The organism is Micromonospora sp. C41, from assembly GCF_018070485.1.
Taxonomy (GTDB): domain Bacteria; phylum Actinomycetota; class Actinomycetes; order Mycobacteriales; family Micromonosporaceae; genus Micromonospora; species Micromonospora chalcea.
Map to the genome: position 1 here is coordinate 73,640 of NZ_JAGPXP010000016.1, position 18,503 is coordinate 92,142.

Annotated in this window: 15 protein-coding genes; 8 read left to right on the forward strand and 7 right to left on the reverse strand. The window is 73.2% G+C overall.

The window, feature by feature from the left end; translation table 11 throughout:
* Position 1 precedes the first annotated feature (1 nt).
* The 3 genes from KBX43_RS18540 to KBX43_RS18550 form a co-directional block, all read right to left on the reverse strand.
* Complete coding sequence (locus KBX43_RS18540) at positions 2 to 2,518, reverse strand: polynucleotide kinase-phosphatase (RefSeq protein WP_210885955.1); 2,517 nt, start codon at positions 2,516 to 2,518, stop codon at positions 2 to 4.
* A complete protein-coding gene (locus tag KBX43_RS18545; protein WP_210885958.1) occupies positions 2,515 to 3,981 on the reverse strand; it encodes a 3' terminal RNA ribose 2'-O-methyltransferase Hen1 in 1,467 nt (488 codons plus the stop codon). The genes KBX43_RS18540 and KBX43_RS18545 overlap by 4 nt, the downstream gene beginning before the upstream one ends.
* Before the next feature lie 216 nt (positions 3,982 to 4,197).
* A complete protein-coding gene (locus KBX43_RS18550; protein WP_043327562.1) occupies positions 4,198 to 5,772 on the reverse strand; it encodes an LPXTG cell wall anchor domain-containing protein in 1,575 nt (524 codons plus the stop codon).
* 167 nt (positions 5,773 to 5,939) lie between these two features.
* Between KBX43_RS18550 and KBX43_RS18555 the strand changes: the two genes are divergently transcribed.
* The gene (locus KBX43_RS18555; RefSeq protein ID WP_043327561.1) at positions 5,940 to 6,422 is read left to right on the forward strand and encodes a SigE family RNA polymerase sigma factor; all 483 of its coding nucleotides are present in this window, start codon (positions 5,940 to 5,942) and stop codon (positions 6,420 to 6,422) included.
* On the forward strand, positions 6,422 to 7,468 hold the full coding sequence (locus KBX43_RS18560) for an LCP family protein (protein ID WP_210885962.1): 1,047 nt from the start codon (positions 6,422 to 6,424) through the stop codon (positions 7,466 to 7,468). The genes KBX43_RS18555 and KBX43_RS18560 overlap by 1 nt, the downstream gene beginning before the upstream one ends.
* Positions 7,469 to 7,481: 13 nt before the next feature.
* On the opposite strand, the gene KBX43_RS18565 is transcribed toward KBX43_RS18560, so the two are convergent.
* Positions 7,482 to 7,691: a hypothetical protein gene (locus KBX43_RS18565; protein WP_030500565.1), complete on the reverse strand. Its 210-nt coding sequence runs from the start codon at positions 7,689 to 7,691 to the stop codon at positions 7,482 to 7,484.
* Positions 7,692 to 7,828: 137 nt separating this feature from the next.
* Here KBX43_RS18565 and KBX43_RS18570 point away from each other — a divergent pair, with 137 nt between their 5' ends.
* Complete coding sequence (locus KBX43_RS18570; RefSeq protein WP_043327559.1) at positions 7,829 to 8,212, forward strand: phage holin family protein; 384 nt, start codon at positions 7,829 to 7,831, stop codon at positions 8,210 to 8,212.
* A gap of 162 nt (positions 8,213 to 8,374) precedes the next feature.
* Positions 8,375 to 9,397 carry a class II fructose-bisphosphate aldolase gene (fbaA, locus tag KBX43_RS18575; RefSeq protein WP_043327558.1) on the forward strand — a complete coding sequence of 341 codons (1,023 nt, stop codon included), beginning with the start codon at positions 8,375 to 8,377 and terminating at the stop codon, positions 9,395 to 9,397.
* Positions 9,398 to 9,489: 92 nt separating this feature from the next.
* Here fbaA and KBX43_RS18580 read toward each other — a convergent pair whose 3' ends face one another.
* The gene (locus tag KBX43_RS18580) at positions 9,490 to 10,701 is read right to left on the reverse strand and encodes an LOG family protein (RefSeq protein ID WP_210869622.1); all 1,212 of its coding nucleotides are present in this window, start codon (positions 10,699 to 10,701) and stop codon (positions 9,490 to 9,492) included.
* Between the two features lie 262 nt (positions 10,702 to 10,963).
* Between KBX43_RS18580 and KBX43_RS18585 the strand changes: the two genes are divergently transcribed.
* Positions 10,964 to 11,392: a DUF3151 domain-containing protein gene (locus KBX43_RS18585; RefSeq protein ID WP_043327556.1), complete on the forward strand. Its 429-nt coding sequence runs from the start codon at positions 10,964 to 10,966 to the stop codon at positions 11,390 to 11,392.
* Positions 11,393 to 11,443: 51 nt separating this feature from the next.
* Here the strand turns inward: KBX43_RS18585 and KBX43_RS18590 are convergent, their stop codons facing one another.
* Together KBX43_RS18590 and KBX43_RS18595 are read right to left on the reverse strand one after the other, a co-directional pair.
* Positions 11,444 to 13,558 (reverse strand): chromosome partitioning protein, encoded by a 2,115-nt coding sequence (locus tag KBX43_RS18590; RefSeq protein WP_210885978.1) that lies wholly within the window; start codon positions 13,556 to 13,558, stop codon positions 11,444 to 11,446.
* 74 nt (positions 13,559 to 13,632) lie between these two features.
* The gene (locus tag KBX43_RS18595; RefSeq protein WP_043327555.1) at positions 13,633 to 14,631 is read right to left on the reverse strand and encodes a diacylglycerol kinase family protein; all 999 of its coding nucleotides are present in this window, start codon (positions 14,629 to 14,631) and stop codon (positions 13,633 to 13,635) included.
* A gap of 122 nt (positions 14,632 to 14,753) precedes the next feature.
* On the opposite strand from KBX43_RS18595, the gene KBX43_RS18600 reads away from it, so the two are divergent.
* The 3 genes from KBX43_RS18600 to purD all read left to right on the forward strand — a co-directional run bounded on the left by KBX43_RS18600 (position 14,754) and on the right by purD (position 18,492).
* Positions 14,754 to 16,043: an adenylosuccinate synthase gene (locus tag KBX43_RS18600; RefSeq protein WP_043327554.1), complete on the forward strand. Its 1,290-nt coding sequence runs from the start codon at positions 14,754 to 14,756 to the stop codon at positions 16,041 to 16,043.
* A gap of 180 nt (positions 16,044 to 16,223) precedes the next feature.
* Complete coding sequence (locus tag KBX43_RS18605; RefSeq protein ID WP_210885981.1) at positions 16,224 to 17,159, forward strand: type IV toxin-antitoxin system AbiEi family antitoxin domain-containing protein; 936 nt, start codon at positions 16,224 to 16,226, stop codon at positions 17,157 to 17,159.
* 85 nt (positions 17,160 to 17,244) lie between these two features.
* A complete protein-coding gene (purD, locus tag KBX43_RS18610) occupies positions 17,245 to 18,492 on the forward strand; it encodes a phosphoribosylamine--glycine ligase (protein WP_064447945.1) in 1,248 nt (415 codons plus the stop codon).
* Positions 18,493 to 18,503: the final 11 nt, after the last annotated feature.

An 18,503-nucleotide genomic window follows, 5' to 3' on the forward strand; every position in this document is an offset into this window, starting at 1 on the left:
GTCAGAGGCGGGGATCGACGGGCTCGGACTCGCAGGCGAGGATCGCGAACACCAGCTCGTGGCGGCGCCAGAGCGGCGCGTCCTCGGACAGCGCGTCCAGCGCGGCCAGGCCCAGGCCGTGCTCGCGCAGCGCGAGCCCGCGCTTGCGACCCAGCGAGCGCCGGCGCAACGCGGCGAGCTGACGTGCGTCCGTGTAACCGGGACCGTAGATGATCCGCAGGTACTCGCGGCCCCGGCACTTGATCCCCGGCTGCAGCAGCGGGCCCTTCGGACCACGGGCGGCCAGGCCCGCGTACGGCTTGACCACCATGCCCTCGCCGCCGGCCGCGGTGAGCGCCAGCCACCACTGCGTCGCGTCCGCCACCGCCGACTCGTCGGACAGGTCCACCACCCGCCGCCGGGTCGGGGTGAAGAACTCCGGGTCGGCGGCGCAGAGCCGGTCGGCCAGCGCCAGGTGCCAGCCGTGGTCGCGGTCGGCGTAGCTCACCCCGGCCCCGGCCAGCACCGCGAACGGCGCCAGCGTCACCCCGCGCAACCCGTCGGTCGGCCGGACGTACGCCCGGTAGGCCGCCGAGTAGGCGGTCACCTCGGCGGCCCGCTCGGCCATCCGGTCACGCAGCCCGTCCACCGGCAGCCCGCGCGCGGCGGCCGAGTCCAGCGCGGCGAGCACCGGCGGCAGCGCCGCCCGCCCGGCCGCGCCCACCCCGGCGTACTGCTCGCGGATCAGCCCGCTCGCCTTCGCCGACCAGGGCAGCAGCTCGGCGTCGAGCAGCAGCCAGTCGGCGCCCAGCTCGGCCCAGAGACCGGCGGTGGTGACCGCGGCGCGCACCCGGGCCAGCAGCTCGCCGTCGAGCGGCGGGCCGAAGAACGGCCTACCGGTACGGGTGTGCACCACCCCGCCGTCGAACCGGCCCGGCTCCCGCTCCACGAGCACCACCGCCCGCGAGCCCATGTGCTTCTCCTCGCAGACCACCCGGTCGACACCGGCCGCCCGGTAGTCGGCGAACGCCTCGGCCGGGTGCTCCAGGAACCCCTCGACAGTCGACGTGGAGCAGGGCGCCATGGTCGGCGGCAGCCACACCAGCCGGCCCGGGTCGACAGCGAAGCGGCTCATCACCTCCAGCGCGGCGGCGGCGTTCTCGGCCGGCACTGTGAGCGACCCGTACGGGTGGGTGACGTGGCGTCGCCCGGTCACGTCGGCCAGGTCCAGCACGGTGTCCGGCCGCACGGGCGCGACCGGGACCAGCGGCCGGGCCGGGGCGTACCACTCCTTCACCGCCGGTACGGCGACCAGCTCCTTCTCCGGGTAGCGCAGCGCGGTCAGCTTTCCGCCGAACACGCAACCGGTGTCCAGGCAGATGGTGTTGTTCACCCACTCCGGCTCGGGAGTCGGCGTGTGCCCGTACACGACCATCGCCGAGCCCCGGTAGTCGCGCGCCCACGGGTAGCGCACCGGCAGGCCGTACTCGTCGGTCTCGCCGGTGGTCTCGCCGTAGAGCGCGAACGACCGCACCCGGCCGGACGCCCGCCCGTGGTACGCCTCCTTCAGCCCGGCGTGCGCCACCACCAGCCGGCCGCCGTCGAGCACGAAGTGGCTGACCAGGCCGTCGATGAACGTCTCCACCTCGGCGACGAACTCCGGCGGCTCCGCGGCGAGCTGCTCCATCGTCTCGGCCAGACCGTGGGTCAGCCGGACGTCCCGGCCGCGCAGCTTGCGCTGCAGCTTCTGCTCGTGGTTGCCCGGCACGCAGATCGCGTGGCCGGCCGCCACCATGCCCATCACCAGGCGGAGCACGCCGGGGGAGTCCGGGCCGCGGTCCACCAGGTCACCGACGAACACCGCGGTACGCCCCGACGGGTGCTCCGCGTCCACCGGGCGGCCCGCGTCGTCGCGTCGCAGCACGTAGCCGAGCCGGGACAGCAGCGCCTCCAGCTCGGTACGGCAGCCGTGCACGTCCCCGATCACGTCGAACGGGCCGGTCAGCTCGCGCCGGTCGTTGAACAGCTTCTCGTAGCGGATCTCCGCGGCGTCGATCTCCTCCACGCCGCGCAGCACGTGCACCTTGCGGAAGCCCTCGCGGGCCAGCCGCCCGTACGACTGCCGCAGGTCGCGGCGCATCCGGTTGAGCACCTGCCGGCCGTGCGTGCGGTCGGCGCGCGCCTCGGTACGCTCCCAGGCCACCGCCTCCGGCACGTCCAGCACGATCGCCACCGGCAGCACGTCGTGCTCCCGGGCGACCCGGATCAGCCCGGCGCGGGCGTGCGGCTGGAGGTTCGTCGCGTCGACCACTGTCAGCAGGCCGCGCCGCAGCCGGATGGCGGCGACGTGGTGCAGCGCGTCGAACGCGTCGGCGGACGCGGACTGGTCGTTCTCGTCGTCGGCCACCAGGCCGCGGAACGTGTCCGAGGAGAGCACCTGGCTGGGCGCGAAGTGCCGCCGGGCGAACGTGGACTTGCCGGAGCCGGAGACGCCGACGAGCGCCACCAGTGCCAGCTCGGGGATGTCCAGGACGGTCATCGGTTCGTCGCCTCCTTCCGGTCGTCGCTGGTGTTCTCGTTGCGGTCGGCGCGGGTGAGCACCGCCATCTGGGTCGGCGCGCCCACCTCCGGGTCGTCGTCGCCGACACCGCCGACGACAGCCGTGTAGCCGTGCGCCGCCGCCACCTGATCCACCCAGGCCGCGAACTCGGCCCGGGTCCACTCGAACCGGTGGTCCGCGTGCCGGAACCGGCCCGGCCCGAGCCCCTCGTAGCGGACGTTGTACTCCACGTTCGGGGTGGTCACCACGACCGTGCCCGGCCGGGCGTGACCGAACACCGCGTCCTCCAGCGCGGGCAGGCGCGGCGGATCGAGGTGCTCCACGACCTCCATCAGCACCGCCGCGTCGTACCCCCGGAGCCGGTCGTCGCGGTAGGTCAGCGCCGACTGCCACAGCCGGATCCGGTCCCGCTGCCGCTCCGGCAGCCGGTCCAGGCGCAGCCGCCGGGCCGCCATGGCCAGCGACCGGTCGGACACGTCGACGCCCACCACCTCGGTGAAGCGCCGGTCCGCGACGAGCGCGGTCAGCAGCGCGCCGCCACCGCAGCCCAGATCCAGCACCCGGCTCGCACCGTTGTCCCGCAGCGCGGCGAGCACCGCCTCGCGCCGCCGTACCGCCAGCGAGGCGCGGCGGACGTCCTCCACCACCGGCGCTTCTCCGGGCGCGGGGTCGATGCTGTCGTCGGCGGGCGGCTCGTCGGCCAGGCGCAGCTCGGTCAGGCGGGCCATCGCCACGCCCGCGAGCGCCCGGCGGTGCGCCAGGTAGCGCCGCGTGATCAGGGCCCGCTCCGGATGACCGGCCAGCCAGCCGGCGCCCGCGCGCAGCAGCTTGTCCACCTCGTCCGGCGCCACCCAGTAGTGCTTCGCGTCGTCGAGCACCGGCAGCAGCACGTACAGGTGGTTGAGGGCGTCCGCGAGCCGCAGCGTGCCGGTCAGCGTCAGGTCGACGTAGCGGCTGTCACCCCACTCCGGGTACGTCTCGTCGAGCGGGATCGGGGTGGCAGTCACGGTCCAGCCCAGCGGGGCGAAGATCCGTACCGCCAGCTCCGCGCCGCCCCGGCAGCGCAGCACCGGCACCCGTACGGTCAGCGGGATCGCGGTCGCGGCCAGTTCGGGACGGTCACGCGACTCGCCCCGCAGCGCGGAGCGGAACACCTTCGACAGCGCCGACGAGAGCAGGCTGGAGGCGGCGTACGGGCGGTCGTTGACGTACTGCCCGAGCGCGAAGCCCTCCGGCGCGCGGTTCTTCCGGCCCCCGCCCAGCTTGAGCGGATCGACCTCGACCAGCAGCGCCGCCGTGCAGCGCGCCTCGTCCGCCTCCGGGTAGAACACATGCGCGGCGCCGGCGGGCAGATCGAAGGTCTGCACGCGGTCCGGATGCTTCACCAAAAGGTGGCCGAGGTCGGTCGCGGGGCGGTGGGTCGTGGTCAGGGTCAGTAGCACTTGTCGATGATCTCTTGGGTTTGTGTCTTCTGTCGTGGGGGTTTCCGGGGGAGCCCGACCCGCTCCGGGCGGTCAGGCTTGATCCCTGCGCGGGTCGGGCTCCCCCGGAAACCCGACCTGGTCCGGCTTGTCTCATCCGTGCTGCTGGGTGTCTTTGCTTTCTATGTGGTGGTGCCCCCCCGACCTGTGGTCGGCGGGGCACCTTTGTGCTTCTCGTCAGGCTACGAAGCGGGTCTTGCGGCGGCGGGTCAGCACGTAGCCGACCGCGCCGGCGGCGAGCAGCAGCGCACCGAGGCCGGCGATCAGGCCGGTGGAGGAACCGGTGATCGGCAGCGTGCCGCCGTCACCGCCGCCCTGGCCACCGTCGCCGCCACCCGGCGCCGCGTTGACGACGACCTTGGCGGTGTCGTTGGCCGGCTTCAGGTCACGGTAGAAGCCGCCGTCGCACTCGCACGGCACGTTGATCTTCACGAGGCCGGTGTCGTTGGCGATCACCTTGTCGATCTTCAGGCCGAAGTCCAGCTTCACGGTGTCCCCGGCCTTCAGGAACGAGTCGAAGTAGCAGCGGTAGTGACGCGCGCCCGGCTTGCCCGGCTCACCCCACTCGTCGCCCTTCACCGGGAAGCAGTTCTCCGGCACGGCGGTCGTGGTGGTGCCCTTCGGCACGTCGAAGGTCAGGTACGTGACCGAGCTGCCGGAGCGGCTGTAGTCGAGCGTGGCCGGGCCGTTGTTGCGCAGCCCCACCGTCGCCTTGACGGTCGCGCCCGCCTTGCCGGTGACCGACGCGCCGAGCGCCTCCAGGTCGGTGCTGTTGTTGCCGGTGACCTTCACCTGCAGGTACGAGGCGTTGTTCTCCGGCCGCGGGTCGGCCTGGAAACCCCGCGCGGCGGCGCGGCCGGCGGCCTCGGCCAGCGTCAGCTTGCCGTCGGTGCCCGGCTTGCCGATGGTCACGTCGTAGTTGCCGAGGTAGTTCTCGAAGTCCTCGAACTCGTCCGGCGTCATCCAGATGATCTCGCCGTACCGGTTGCCGGGCGCCATGGTGTCCGCGCCGAGCGCGTACGGCAGCGTCGCGCCGAACGTGCTGCCGCCGGGGAGCTCCTCGTCGAACCGGCAGGTGCGCAGCTCGTCACCGACGTACGTGCAGTTGCTGTAGTGCTTGGCGGCGTTCATGCCGTAGTCGTTGTAGAAGACGACGGCGGCGCCCTTGGCGGTGGTCTCGCCGACGTTCGTCACCTTCAGCGGCGCGGTGAAGCCCTTGCCCGGAGCGGCCGACACCGTGGTCTCCGGGCCGGCGGCCAGGTCGACGCCCTCACCGACGCGCACCTTGGCCTCGTGCGAGACGCTGTCGACGCCGTTCGCCGACAGCGTCACCTTGAGCGTGCCGGTGTCGCCGTCCTGGGCCTTGCCGGTGGGCTTGATCTGCACCGGGAAGACGCCGGACAGACCCCACTCGTCGAGCTCCACCTCCCAGGGCGTCGTGCACACGAGCACGTTCGCCGACGGCGAGGTGCAGTCCGTACCGGTGTTCTCCTCCTCGCCGACGGTCACCTTGCCGGCGAGGCCGGTGAGGTCGTAGCGGACGGTGAGGTCGTGCAGCACGACCGAGGTCGAACTGCGGATGATGCTGTAGTCGATCTTGCCGTCCGAGTCGGCGGCGATCGTCGTGTCGCTGAAGTAGACGCCGAGCTTGACCTTGGGGTCAGCCGCGAAGCCGGGTGTGGCGGAGGCGGCGACGAACGCGCCTGCGACGCCCAACCCGGCGAGCAGACGCCGGCTGGAGTTGCTGAGCATGTGGAGGGTCCTCCCGTGGGGGTGATCAGGTGGAGCCCACGGAGCTTAAAGATTCCTTAAGGGATCGCGTTGTCCCAGATGATGAATATTGACCGAACGGATGATCGTCGCCGCCGCAATGTTCCAGCCGCCCGGGACCGTCCTTCAAACGGACACCGGGAGGTGCAGTGACGTACGAGGAGTTCGCCGACGCGCGGTTGGGCGCCCTGCTGCGGTACGCGGTCATGCTGACCGGAGACCCGCACCAGGCCCAGGACCTGGTGCAGGACACCATGGTCCGGGTGCAGCTGCACTGGCGGCGGGTGGCTCGCAGCGACGCCCCGGAGCGATACGTGCGACGCATGCTCACCAACCAGTTCATCGACTGGCGGCGCGGCTCGTGGGCGCGGCGCGTGCTGCTGCGCGGCGACGTCGACGACTCGGTGCCCGCGTCCGCCGACCACGCCCAGTCCGCAGTCGACCGGGACCAGGTCCGCTCCTGGCTGTCCCGACTGCCCCGGCGGCAGCGCGCCGCGCTGGTGCTGCGCTACTACGAGGACCTGCCGGACGGGGAGATAGCCGAGATCCTCGGCTGCGCCGTGGGCACCGTCCGGTCCAGCATCTCGCGCGCGCTGGCCACCCTCCGAGCCGAACTCGTGGAGGTCTCCTGATGATCGAGGACGAGCTGCGGGCCGCGTTCGCCCGCCTCGAGGAGTCGACCCCGCCCGTCGGCCCGGTCCGGGCCGCCGTCGACCGGGCGGTGATCACCCGCCGTCGACGCCGTCGGCGCGTACGCCTGGCCGGCACGGCGCTGGCGGTCGCCGCCGTCGCGTTGGTCGGCTTCACCGCCATGGCGCCCCGGCCACCGGCGCCCACGGCGGCGCCCCTGCTCGCCACGCCGGAGCCGGAGCCCGGCGGCGCGCTGAACCTGCTGCTGCTCGGCGTCGACCAGTCGGCCGGCAGCCGCCGTGCCGACTCGGTGCTGCTGGTGCACGTGCCGGCCGACCGGAGCCGGCTCTACCTGGTGTCGCTCCCGCGTGACCTGCTGGTGCCGGCGCCGGGCGGAACGGAGAAACTCAACGCGACCTTCTCCCGCGCCACCGGTTCGGGCGCCGACCTGGCGGCCGGCTACCGGGCGACCCGCCAGGCGGTCGCCCGGCTGACCGGGGTACGCGTCGACGCGGGCGCGGTGCTCACGTACCCGGGGGCCCGTGACCTGACCGACGCGGTCGGCGGCGTGCCGGTCTGCCTGCCGGAGCCGGTTCGCTCGGTGCACACCGAGCGGCGCTTTCCCGCCGGATGCCAGCGGCTCGACGGCGCGGCGGCGGTGGACCTGCTGCGGCAGCGGTACGGCCTGCGCGGCGGCGGACTGGACCGCGACCGCAACGCGGCGCGCTACGCCGCCGGCCTGCTCCGCCAGATGCGTGAGCGGGGAACGGCGACCGATCCGGCGCAACTCAACCGGCTGCTCATCCGGATCGGCCCGGCCGTCACTGTCGACGCCGGTGACCTGTCGTTGCCGGCGCTGGTGGGCGCGACCGCCCGGGCCGGCGCCGCCGAGCCGGTCGCGGTCGCCTTCCCGGTGCTCGCCGAGTGGAACGGTCGCGGGTACGAGGCGGACCCCGAACTCACCCCGGGGTTCCTGGACGCGCTGCGGGCCGACCGGCTGGGGGAATGGGCCGCCGCCCATCCGGCCCGGGTCACCGCCCTGCGGTGACCCGGGCGCCGGATCAGCGGTAGTCGTCCTCGTCGGCGGTGACCACGCGGGCCTGCTCCATGGCGTCCCAGTCGTCGACCTCCAGGCCGCGGTGCGGCTCGCCGTCGCTGTCGTCGGTCACTGTGGTGGCCTGCTCGACCGCGTCGGCCGGCTCGGCCTCCAGATCCCGCTCCTCCGGGGCGAGGTGGTCACTGGGCGCGAAGTCCTCGTCGGGCTGACCCATCGTCCCTCCCTGATCTCCGTGCGGGCATCGTCCCCACCACCGTACGGGCTGGTCCGGGTCGCCGCCCGGCGGCGGGCGGAACGCGGAGTCGGCGATTGTCCCGCTCCCGGCGCGCGGCCGGTGCCAGGATGGTTGCCATGGGCTTTCTGATCCGACTGGCGATCACGGCGGTCGCGTTGTGGATCGCGACGCTGATCGTGCCCGGGGTGGAGGTGAGCGGCCGTAACACCGGCAACAACGTGCTCACCCTGATCGTGGTGGCGCTGGTCTTCGGTGTCGTGAACGCGGTGCTCAAGCCGCTCATCAAGGTGTTCGGCTGTGTGTTCTACCTGCTCACGCTCGGCCTGTTCGCGCTGGTGGTGAACGCGCTGCTGTTCATGCTGACCGACTGGATCGCCGGTCTGCTGAAGCTCCCGTTCCACGTGGACGGGTTCTGGGCCGCCTTCTGGGGCGCCATCGTGGTGGCGGTGGTGAGCTGGCTGATCAGCGTCGTCGTGCCGGACCGGCTGGAGAATCGGTGAGCAGCGCCCGGGCCGGTTGTGCCCCGTGCGCGCTCCTACGGGATACTGCCCGCGGTGGACAGCGCGGTCCGGCGCACCCGTGGACGTGAGCGACCGGAACGGTCGCGCCCATGGAAGACAGCGGCCTGCACGGCCGAGAGCGGTAAGTAAGGAGCGTTCGACATGCCCATCGCTTCCCCTGAGGCTTACGCGGAGATGCTGGACCGGGCCAAGGCCGGCCGGTACGCGTACCCCGCGATCAACGTGACCTCCTCGCAGACGCTGAACGCGGCGCTCAAGGGCTTCGCCGACGCGGAGAGCGACGGCATCATCCAGGTCTCCACCGGCGGCGCGGAGTACTTGTCCGGCCCGTCCGTGAAGGACATGGTGACCGGCGCGGTGGCGTTCGCCGCGTACGCCCACGAGGTCGCCAAGAAGTACCCGGTGAACATCGCGCTGCACACCGACCACTGCCCGAAGGACAAGCTGGACAAGTTCGTCCGGCCGCTGATGGCCATCTCGCAGGAGCGCGTCAAGGCCGGCCAGGAGCCGCTGTTCCAGTCGCACATGTGGGACGGCTCGGCCGTGCCGGTGGCGGAGAACCTGGAGATCGCCGAGCAGCTCCTCACCGAGGCCGCCAAGGGCAAGATCGTCCTGGAGATCGAGGTCGGCGTCGTCGGCGGCGAGGAGGACGGCGTCGAGAACGCCATCAACGACAAGCTCTACACCACCGTCGAGGACGGCCTGGCCATGGTCGACGCGCTCGGCCTGGGCGAGAAGGGCCGCTACATGGCGGCGCTGACCTTCGGCAACGTGCACGGCGTCTACAAGCCGGGCAACGTCAAGCTGCGCCCCGAGGTGCTCAAGCAGATCCAGGACGCGGTCGGCGCCAAGTACGGCAAGGACAAGCCGCTCAGCCTGGTCTTCCACGGCGGCTCCGGCTCGCTGCTCTCGGAGATCCGGGAGGCGCTGGACTACGGCGTGGTGAAGATGAACATCGACACCGACACCCAGTACACCTTCACCCGCCCGGTCGCGGACCACATGTTCCGCAACTACGACGGCGTGCTGAAGGTCGACGGCGAGGTCGGCAACAAGAAGATGTACGACCCGCGCGTCTGGGGCAAGGCCGCCGAGGCCGGCATGGCCGCCCGCGTGGTCGAGGCCTGCGAGCACCTGCGCTCCACCGGCACCACCATGAAGTGACCCTCCGCGTGTAAGGAAGGGCCCCTTGTTAACGCCGTGCGTTAACAAGGGGCCCTTCCTCTACCGGAGGCGTTAAAAAGGGGCCCTTCCTTTCACTGCACCAGCAGGCGGACGGCGTCGCGTACGTCGTCGGTCAGGTGGATCGTGTGCGACAGGTCGCCGAACGGGGACGCGGCGAACAGCGGCCGCAGCAGCGACTCCACCGGCAGCTCGGTGGTCCAGTACGCGCGGTCCAGGAACACGTACGCCCCGCTCGCCCCGTCGGTGCCGTAGAACGTCTTGGTGGCCGCCTGGAACACCTCCTGCACGGTGCCGGCCTTGCCTGGTGCGAACACGATCCCGCCCCGGGCCAGCCGCAGGATCGTGTCCTCCCGGATGGCGTTGGAGAAGTACTTCGCGATCCGGCCCGCGAACAGGTTCGCCGGCTCGTGGCCGTACAGCCAGGTGGGGATGGCCAGCCCGCCGGACCGGGCCCACTCGGTGCCGGGCGCCGACGGACGGGGCGACGGCAGCGACGGGCCGTCCGCGTACCGCTTGCGCACCGCCAGCGCCGCCGCCGTGTACCGCTCGTGGTCGGTGAAGTCCGGCGCGACGGCGAGCGTGTCGATCGCGGCGGACAGCTCCTCGGCCGGCCACGCAGCGAGGAACGCGCCGAGGTTCGCCGCCTCCATCACGCCCGGACCGCCGCCGGTCACCACCAAGCGGTCGGCCCGCGCCAGCTCCCAGCCCAGCACCGCCGCCATCCGGTACGCGACGCTGCCGCGCGGCACCGCGTGCCCGCCCATCACGCCCACCACCGACTGCGGGCCGTGCGCGGCCAGCCACGACCGGGTGGCGTCGGCCAGCGCGTTGTCCACACCGTGGTCGTGCAGTCGCTGCCCGAGCGCCTCGCGTACGTCCGGCAGCGCGCCGCCGTGCGCCCGGAAGTGCGCGTACACCCGGGTGTCGTACATCCCGGCGAACCCGCTCTCGGCGAACCCGGCGGCCAGCTCGTCGGCCGTGTAGAGGTGCGACGGCTGGGTCGGGTAGGGCAGCCCGGAGAACGGCGGGACCACGTTGGCGCCCCGCCGGACCAGGTCCGCGCCCACCTCGCGGCCGGCGAACCGGCAGCCCACGAAGAGCGTGCCGGTGACGTCGACGTGGCGCAGGTCGGGGACCGGGTCGAGGTCGAGGCGGAGGCCCTGCACGGTCAGCCCGGCCAGGGTCCCCCCGGCCAGCCGCTGCTCGAACGCGGTGCGGGTCTCGATCTCGTTGACGTGGGGCGCGTGCGGCTCGATGACGTCCGCGGGTGGTGGGGTCGGCACCCCGTCATCCTGCCTCCGCACGGCAAGTGCCGAAACCGGGGGCGGGAACGACAGGAGCCCGGCGGGCACGCCGCCGGGCTCCTGCGTAACCGGGTCCTGGGGAGGCTCCGGATCTGTATTTGTAGTGCAAGAACCACGTCGGCGGCATGGGCCGCGGGTACGTGTGCTCCCGCCGCAGGCGTGACGAAACCCTCAGCCGTTCAGCCAACCGTACGGGCGAGGCCCCTCGCGTACCCGATGGCGAAGCGGGTTGAATGGGGCGATGCAGAACCTGTTGCCTGAGCCACCGGCCACCCTGCTCCCGGCCCACGAGGAGGCCGACGCCGCGCTGGCGGCGGCGGCCGAGCAGGGCACCGACGAGGCGTACGCCGAGGTCGCGGCCCGCTTCCCGACCTACAGTGCGGCCTGGGCCGCGCTGGCCGGCCGCGCGCTCGCCGCGGGCCAGGTCGTCACGGCGTACGCGTACGCCCGCACCGGCTACCACCGGGGCCTCGACCAGCTGCGCCGCAGCGGCTGGAAGGGCCACGGCCCGGTGCCCTGGTCGCACGCGCCCAACCAGGGCTTCCTGCGCTGCCTCTACGTGCTGTCCCGCGCGGCGGGCGAGATCGGCGAGGCGGACGAGGCGGCCCGGTGCGCCCAGTTCCTCCGTGACTGCGACCCGGCCGCCGGAGACGCGCTCTCCGGCGACTGACCACTGCCGCGACGGCCGGTCCCCACCTGGGTACCGGCCGTCGCGCCCGTCCTACAGCCCTTCCGCCACCGACGCGGCGATCTTCAGCCAGGCGTCCCGGGTGGCGGAGGAGAGCTGCCCGTACCGCAGCGGCTCGCCGGTGTCGATGAGCCGCTCGTACGGCGCCAGCAGCACCGCCCGGGTCCGCGCCGCGAAGTGGGCCTGGATCGCGGGCAGGTCGATCTCCTTGCGCGACGGCGGCATCGACACCACTGTCACCGCCTGCCGGACCAGCCGCTGCCGGCCGCTCTGCTCTAGGTGGTCGAGCATCCGGGCGGCGGTCTCGGCCGAGTCGTTCCGGGCCGACATGGTCACCACGAGCTGGTCGGTGGCGTCCATCGCGGCCTGCCAGTTCTGCGCCCGGACGTTGTTCCCGGTGTCCACGAAGATCAGCTTGTAGAAGCGGCTGACCACCTCGCGGATCTCCGCGAACGCGGCGGCGGTGAGCATCTCGCCGCCGGTCGCCGACTCGTCCGAGGCGAGCACGTCGAACATGCCCTCGCCCTGCGAGCGGACGTACTGCGAGAGGTCACCCACCCGGCCGTGCGGCCCCTGGAACTGCGCCAGGTCGCGCAGCATGTCGCGCACCGTACGGGCGTGGAAGTCCTGCTGCGCCCGCATGCCGAGGGTGCCCTGGGTCTCGTTGTTGTCCCAGGCCAGCACGTATCCGCCGCGCTTCTGGCCGAACGTCATGGCGAGCAGCAGGATCGCCACCGTCTTGCCGGCGCCGCCCTTCGGGTTGACCACAGTCACCTGGCGCAGCCCGCCGAAGTTGCGGCGGACCATCTCGATGTCGCGCTTCACCTCCTGCTCGTGCCGCCCGGGCGCGAGCCGGACCAGCCCGATCTTGTTGACCACCGCGCGTACGCCCATGGTGGCCACCGGGTCGACCGGCCGGGCCTGGCGGCGGCGGGCGAAGTCCTCGGCGGTCGGGGGTACCGCCTGCTGCGGCGTCCAGCCCTGCTCCGGGTACGCCGGCTGCTGTGGTGGCTGGGGCGCGGCCGGGCCGGACACCGGCGGGGCGGGCACGTGCGGTGGAACCGGGGCGCCGGTCTGCGCCGGCCCGGTCTGCGCTGGGCCGTTGTGCGCCGGGCCGTTGGGCGCCGCGACTGCCTGCGTCGGACCGGCCTGCGTCGGACCGGCCTGCGCCGGACTGGCCTGCGCCGGACTGGTCTGGGTCGAGCCGGTCTGGGGCGGGCCGGGCTGTGGCGTCCAGCCGGGCGGCGGGTACCAGCCGGGCTGGCCGGGTTGCGGCTGGTAGCCGGCCTGTGGGTAGCCGGCCTGGGGATAGCCGGCCTGCGGGTAGCCGTTGCCGTAGGGCGACGGCGGCGCCGGCACGCCCGGCGACGGTGGGAACGGCCCGAGACGCGGCGGCTCCGGCGCCGGCTCACCCGTGCCCGGCGACGACGCTCCGGTGACCTGCGCCCGGCCGGTCACCGGGGCGGTGTCGGGCGGCGGGAGCGCAGTGCCGGCGACCGAGGCCCGGCCGGAGACGGCGCCGTCGGCGTGGACGGCCCGCGCCGGGTCGGTGCCGGACCCCGGCGTGTCGCTGTCAGCGGGAACGAGGTCCGGTGCGGAGTCGGCAGTGGCCCGCTGCGGCGGCTGGGCCCACGGAGACACGGCCCGGCCGTTGCCGGCGCCCTCGCCGTCCGCGTCGGCCGATGCCCGCGCGTCGGCCGAGCGCGCCGTTGTCCGCGTGTCCTCCGGGTCGGCTGCCGTCTGCGTGTCAGCCGGGTCCGGCAGTGTCCGCGTGGCGGCCGGGTCGGGAGCGGGCGCGCCCTGCAACGAGGGATATGCGGCGGCCGGATCCGGGCCGGGCGCTGCCTGCGACGCGGGAGGCGTGGCGGCCGTGACCGGTGAGCCCGGCTGGGCCGGCGCCGCGCCGGCAGGCGGCTGGTCGAGCGTGAACGGCAGGTCCAGATCGACCGCGGGCGCCGGTGGCCCCGGGACGTCCGACGTCGACGGCGTGGGGGCGTCGGCCGGCGGAAGCGGCCAGGGCACGGCCGCCCAGGGCGGGGCGGTGACCACGCCGTCGGTCTCCTCCGGCGGCCAGAGCGGCTCGACGTCCCGCTCCGGCACCTGCCCTCGACCCGGCACGTGGGCCCGGTCGTCGTTGTCGTGCACCACGGTTCCTCCCCATTCCTTCCGCCGAGGATAGGCGGTACGGCCAGCGGCGCGAGCCGGACGGGGATCGACCGAGGTCAGCCCGTCCAGACCGCCCAGGCGCCCGGCTCGGTCCACCAGGAGCGCTTGCGGCTCAGCTCGCCCTCGACGCCGTCGTCGAGGAAGGGCACCTTCTCGTCGCGGGGCACCACCGCCACCGCACGTCCCCGCGCCCGCCGTACCTCCAGGCGGACCTTCTTCCGGCCCAACGCCGACCGGGTCACCACTGGTACGGCGACGCCGACCGTCACCCGTCCGTCGGCCGGGTCCGGCCCGCCCAGCAGGTCCACCTCGCCGAGGCGCGCGTACCCGCCCGCGTTGCCGATCGCGCACGCGGTGATCGGCTCGGCGCCGTCACTGAGCACCGTGCCGTCGACCTCGACCCGGGCCCGCCAGTGCAGCGGCCGGCCGGCGTCGTCGGCGGCGCCGAGCAGCGCGCCGTCGAGCGTCACCGAGCCGCCGTCGTTGCGCAGCAGGTCCAGCCGCCGGGCCGTGCCGTCCAGCACCGCCGCGGCCACCCCGGCCGGATCCCGGGGCAGCCCGAGCTGCGCGGCCAGGTCACGCGCCGTCCCGGACCGGGCCGGATCGAGCGGGAGTACGCCGACCGGGGGCAGGTCGGGCACCGTCCGGTTGTCGGCCAGGTCAGCGGGGCGGCGGCTCGGCGGCGGAGCGTACCGGCGCACCAGCCGGCGCAGGACGGCGCGCAACTGACCGTCACTGGCCGTGGCGACGATCAGCCGGGTCTTGCCGTCGGGGTCCGGCCAGGTGAGGCCGTCGGGGCGCGGTGGGCCGTCGAGCCGGGCCAGCACCTCGTCGATCTCGGCGTCCGACCGGGCGGTCACCGTGGTCACCCGGGCACCCCGGGCGGTCAGCTCGTCCGCGCAGGCCAGCACCGGTACGCGCGGCGTCTCGCAGCGCTCCTCGCCGCTCTCGGCGGCGGTGTCGTCCGCGCCGCCGCAGCAGGCGCCGCCGCTGCCGCAGCCACCACCGGGAGCGTCCCGCTCCGAGCCGAGGGTGAGCAGCACCACGTCGTACACGAAGGAGCCTCCTGCTTCTCGACCAACCCCTGCTGGTCCCGCCGTCACTACTTGTTAGCCTGACACCCCGGGCTCGCAGACCGGTCGCCACCTGGCACCCGAGCCTTCTGGAGGCGGAAGAGATGCCAGCGATCGTGCTGCTCGGCGCCCAGTGGGGCGACGAGGGCAAGGGCAAGGTTACCGACCTGCTGGGTGAGCGGGTCGACTACGTCGTGCGCTACTCCGGCGGCAACAACGCAGGCCACACGGTGATCACGCCGGACGGCCAGAAGTACGCGCTGCACCTGATGCCGTCCGGTGCGCTGTCACCGAGCGCGATGATCGTGATCGGCAACGGCGTGGTGGTCGACCCGAAGGTGCTGCTGCAGGAGATCGACGGGCTCGCCGAGCGCGGCGTGGACGTGTCCCGCCTGCGCATCTCCGGCGACGCGCACCTGATCATGCCGCATCACCGGGCGCTGGACCGGGTGGTCGAGCGCTACCTCGGCAGCGCCCGCATCGGCACCACCGGCCGGGGCATCGGCCCCGCGTACGGCGACAAGGTCGCCCGGATGGGCATCCGCCTGCAGGACCTGCTCGACCCGGGCATCCTGCGCAAGAAGCTGGAGCTGGCGCTCCGCGAGAAGAACCAGCTGCTGTTCAAGGTCTACAACCGCAAGGCGATCGACGTCGAGGAGACGGTCGAGGAGTACCTCCAGTACGCCGAGCGGCTGCGCCCGTACATCGCCGAGACCCGGGTGATGCTCTGGGACGCGCTCGACCGCGGCGAGACCGTGCTGCTGGAGGGCGCCCAGGCCACCATGCTCGACATGGACCACGGCACCTACCCGTTCGTCACCTCGTCGAACCCGACCGCCGGCGGGGCGTGCGTGGGCGCGGGCATCCCGCCGACCGCGATCACCAAGGTCATCGCGGTGAGCAAGGCGTACACGACGCGGGTGGGCTCCGGCCCATTCCCGACCGAGCTGTTCGACGACAACGGGCAGCACCTGCGCAAGGTCGGCCACGAGTACGGCACCACCACCGGCCGGGAGCGCCGCTGCGGCTGGTTCGACGCGGTGGTGGCCCGGTACGCGTGCCGCCTCAACGGCGTCACCGACCTCGTGGTCACGAAGCTGGACGTGCTGACCGGTCTGGCGAAGGTGCCGATCTGCGTCGGGTACGAGATCAACGGCGAGCGCTTCGACGACATGCCGATGACGCAGACCGACTTCCACCACGCCACGCCGATCTACGAAGAGCACGACGGCTGGTGGGAGGACATCACCAAGGCGCGCACCGAGGACGAGCTCCCGGAGAACGCGAGGCGCTACATCGCCCGCATCGAGGAGCTGACCGGCACCCGGGTGAGCGTGGTGGGTGTGGGCCCGGGCCGAGAGGAAAACGTCCTCCGCCACCCCCTCCTCCCCTAAACCCGCCCTTTGCACCACTCCGTTGATCATGAAGTTAGCGGCTGTTTCGTAGATCCACATCGCCGCTAACTTCATGATCAACGGGGCGAGGGTGAGGGCGAGGGGGTGGGTTATCCACAGGGTGGGGTGGGTTGTCCACAGGGGCTTCGCGTGGGTGGGGTGCGCGGGGACGCTCGGTGGGTGGAACGGGCTTGGGTGATCCGGCAGATCGCGCGTGACCAGGGCGGCGTTGTCACCCGTGTGCAGGCGCTCCGAGCCGGCTACAGCAGGCACGAGATCGACAATCTCCTGACCTCGCGCCGGTGGCGGCGGCTGGCTCGTGCGACCTACGCCGTCGAGCGCTCCGGCCCCGACTGCGTGGAACGGCGTCGGCGGATCCGGGCGGCGGTCCTGTCGCTGGGCCCGGCGGCGCACGCAGTGCTCGGCACCGCCGCCGAGCTGCACGGGATCGCGGGGCTGCCGAGAACGGGTGCGATTCACGTCGCGCTGCCGGGTCGGGCCGCCCGGCCGGCCCGCGTCAGGGATCCTGCCGTGACGTTGCACCAGTTCGAGCATCCCGAGCAGGCGCTGACGACTGTCGACGGCATTCCGGTGACAATTCCCACGCACACGCTCGCGGGACTCGTCCTTCGGGTGCGCCGCTACTACGCGGTAGCCCTGCTCGACTCGGCGCTCAACCAGGGAGTGATCGACGAGGGTGAGTTCGGCGCCATCCCCGCACTGATCGCGGGCCGGAGGGGTGTGGTGAACGCGCGTCGCCATCTGGCCGAGGCGAACGGCGGCGCCCAGTCTCCGCTGGAGACGCGTACCCGGTTGCGGTGCGTCGACGGCGGCGTTCCGCCCGACGCGCTCCAGATCGAGGTGCGCGACGCCGATGGTTACCTGCTCGGCATCGGTGACATGGGCTGGCGGGCGGCCCGGGTGATCGCCGAGGCGGACGGGAGAGATCCGCACTCCACGCCCGGTGCGCTCTTCGACGACCGGCAGCGGCAGAACCGCCTGACCAACGCCGGCTGGACCGTCCTCAGATTCACCTGGCCCGACACCCTCCGCCCCGACTACATCCCCCAGGTCGTCCGCGCGGCACTGGCCGCGAGGAGCGGGGATCGATCATGAAGTTGACGGCGATTTCGATCTCACATCCTGCCGCCAACTTCATGATCAACGGGGTGGGGTGGGGTGGTCAGTAGGATGCGGGGTCGTGCGCGTACTTCTTGTGGGTGGTGGTGGGCGGGAGCACGCTCTCGCGCTCGGACTCGCCGGGGATCCGGCTGTCGAGGCGCTCGTCGCAGCGCCGGGGAATCCGGGGATCGGCGAGGTCGCCTCGCTTCGGGAGGTGACACCCACCGACCCGGCGGCCGTGGCGGCCCTCGCCGTCGAGGTCGCGGCGGACCTGGTGGTCATCGGCCCGGAGGCGCCGCTGGTGGCGGGCGTCGCCGACGCGGTACGCGCCAAGGGCATCGCGGTGTTCGGCCCGAGCGCCGAGGCGGCCCGGCTGGAGGGCTCGAAGACGTTCGCGAAGGACGTGATGACGGCTGCCGGTGTCCCGACCGCGCGCGCGTACACCTGCGAGGACGCGGCTGCGGTGGCGCGGGCGCTGGACGAGTTCGGCGCGCCGTACGTGGTGAAGGACGACGGGCTGGCCGCCGGCAAGGGCGTCGTGGTCACCGACGACCGGGCCGCCGCCGAGCGGCACGCCGCGGAGTGCGGCCGGGTGGTGATCGAGGAGTACCTGTCCGGTCCCGAGGTCTCCCTGTTCGTGGTGACCGACGGTGAAGCGGCGGTGCCGCTGCTGCCCGCGCAGGACTTCAAGCGCGTCGGCGACGGCGACACCGGCCCGAACACGGGCGGGATGGGCGCGTACGCGCCGCTGCCGTGGGCCCCGCCGAACCTGGTGGACGACGTGATGCGCGACGTGGTGCACCCGACGCTCGCGGAGCTGCGCGACCGGGGCACCCCGTTCGCCGGCCTGCTCTACGTGGGCCTGGCGATCACCCCGTCCGGGCCGCGCGTGATCGAGTTCAACGCGCGCTTCGGCGACCCGGAGACCCAGGTGGTGCTCGCCCTGCTGGAGACGCCGCTGGGTGGGCTGCTGCACGCCGCCGCCACCGGCACGCTCGGCGCGCACCCGCCGCTGCGGTGGCGCGACGGCGCGGCGGTGACAGTCGTGGTGGCGGCCGAGGGCTACCCGGCGGGCCCGCGTACCGGTGACGTGATCACCGGCGCGGACCGCGCCGGGATCATCCACGCCGGGACCCGCCGCGACGCCGACGGCACGTTGCGCTCCGCGGGCGGCCGGGTCCTCTGCGGTACGGCGACCGGCCCGGACCTGGCCGCCGCGCGCGACGCCGCCTACGAGTTGGTACGCGAGGTCGAGCTGGCCGGCTCCCACCACCGCACCGACATCGCGGCGGGTGCGGTGGAGGGCCGGATCACGATTCCCGGCTGACGGACGGCGCC

Coding starts and splice junctions, on each gene's coding strand:
- KBX43_RS18540 (WP_210885955.1), bottom strand. CDS start 2,518: ATGACCGTCCTGGACATCCCCGAGCTGGCACTGGTGGCGCTCGTCGGC.
- KBX43_RS18550 (WP_043327562.1), bottom strand. CDS start 5,772: ATGCTCAGCAACTCCAGCCGGCGTCTGCTCGCCGGGTTGGGCGTCGCA.
- KBX43_RS18560 (WP_210885962.1), top strand. CDS start 6,422: ATGATCGAGGACGAGCTGCGGGCCGCGTTCGCCCGCCTCGAGGAGTCG.
- KBX43_RS18565 (WP_030500565.1), bottom strand. CDS start 7,691: ATGGGTCAGCCCGACGAGGACTTCGCGCCCAGTGACCACCTCGCCCCG.
- KBX43_RS18570 (WP_043327559.1), top strand. CDS start 7,829: ATGGGCTTTCTGATCCGACTGGCGATCACGGCGGTCGCGTTGTGGATC.
- fbaA (WP_043327558.1), top strand. CDS start 8,375: ATGCCCATCGCTTCCCCTGAGGCTTACGCGGAGATGCTGGACCGGGCC.
- KBX43_RS18585 (WP_043327556.1), top strand. CDS start 10,964: ATGCAGAACCTGTTGCCTGAGCCACCGGCCACCCTGCTCCCGGCCCAC.
- KBX43_RS18600 (WP_043327554.1), top strand. CDS start 14,754: ATGCCAGCGATCGTGCTGCTCGGCGCCCAGTGGGGCGACGAGGGCAAG.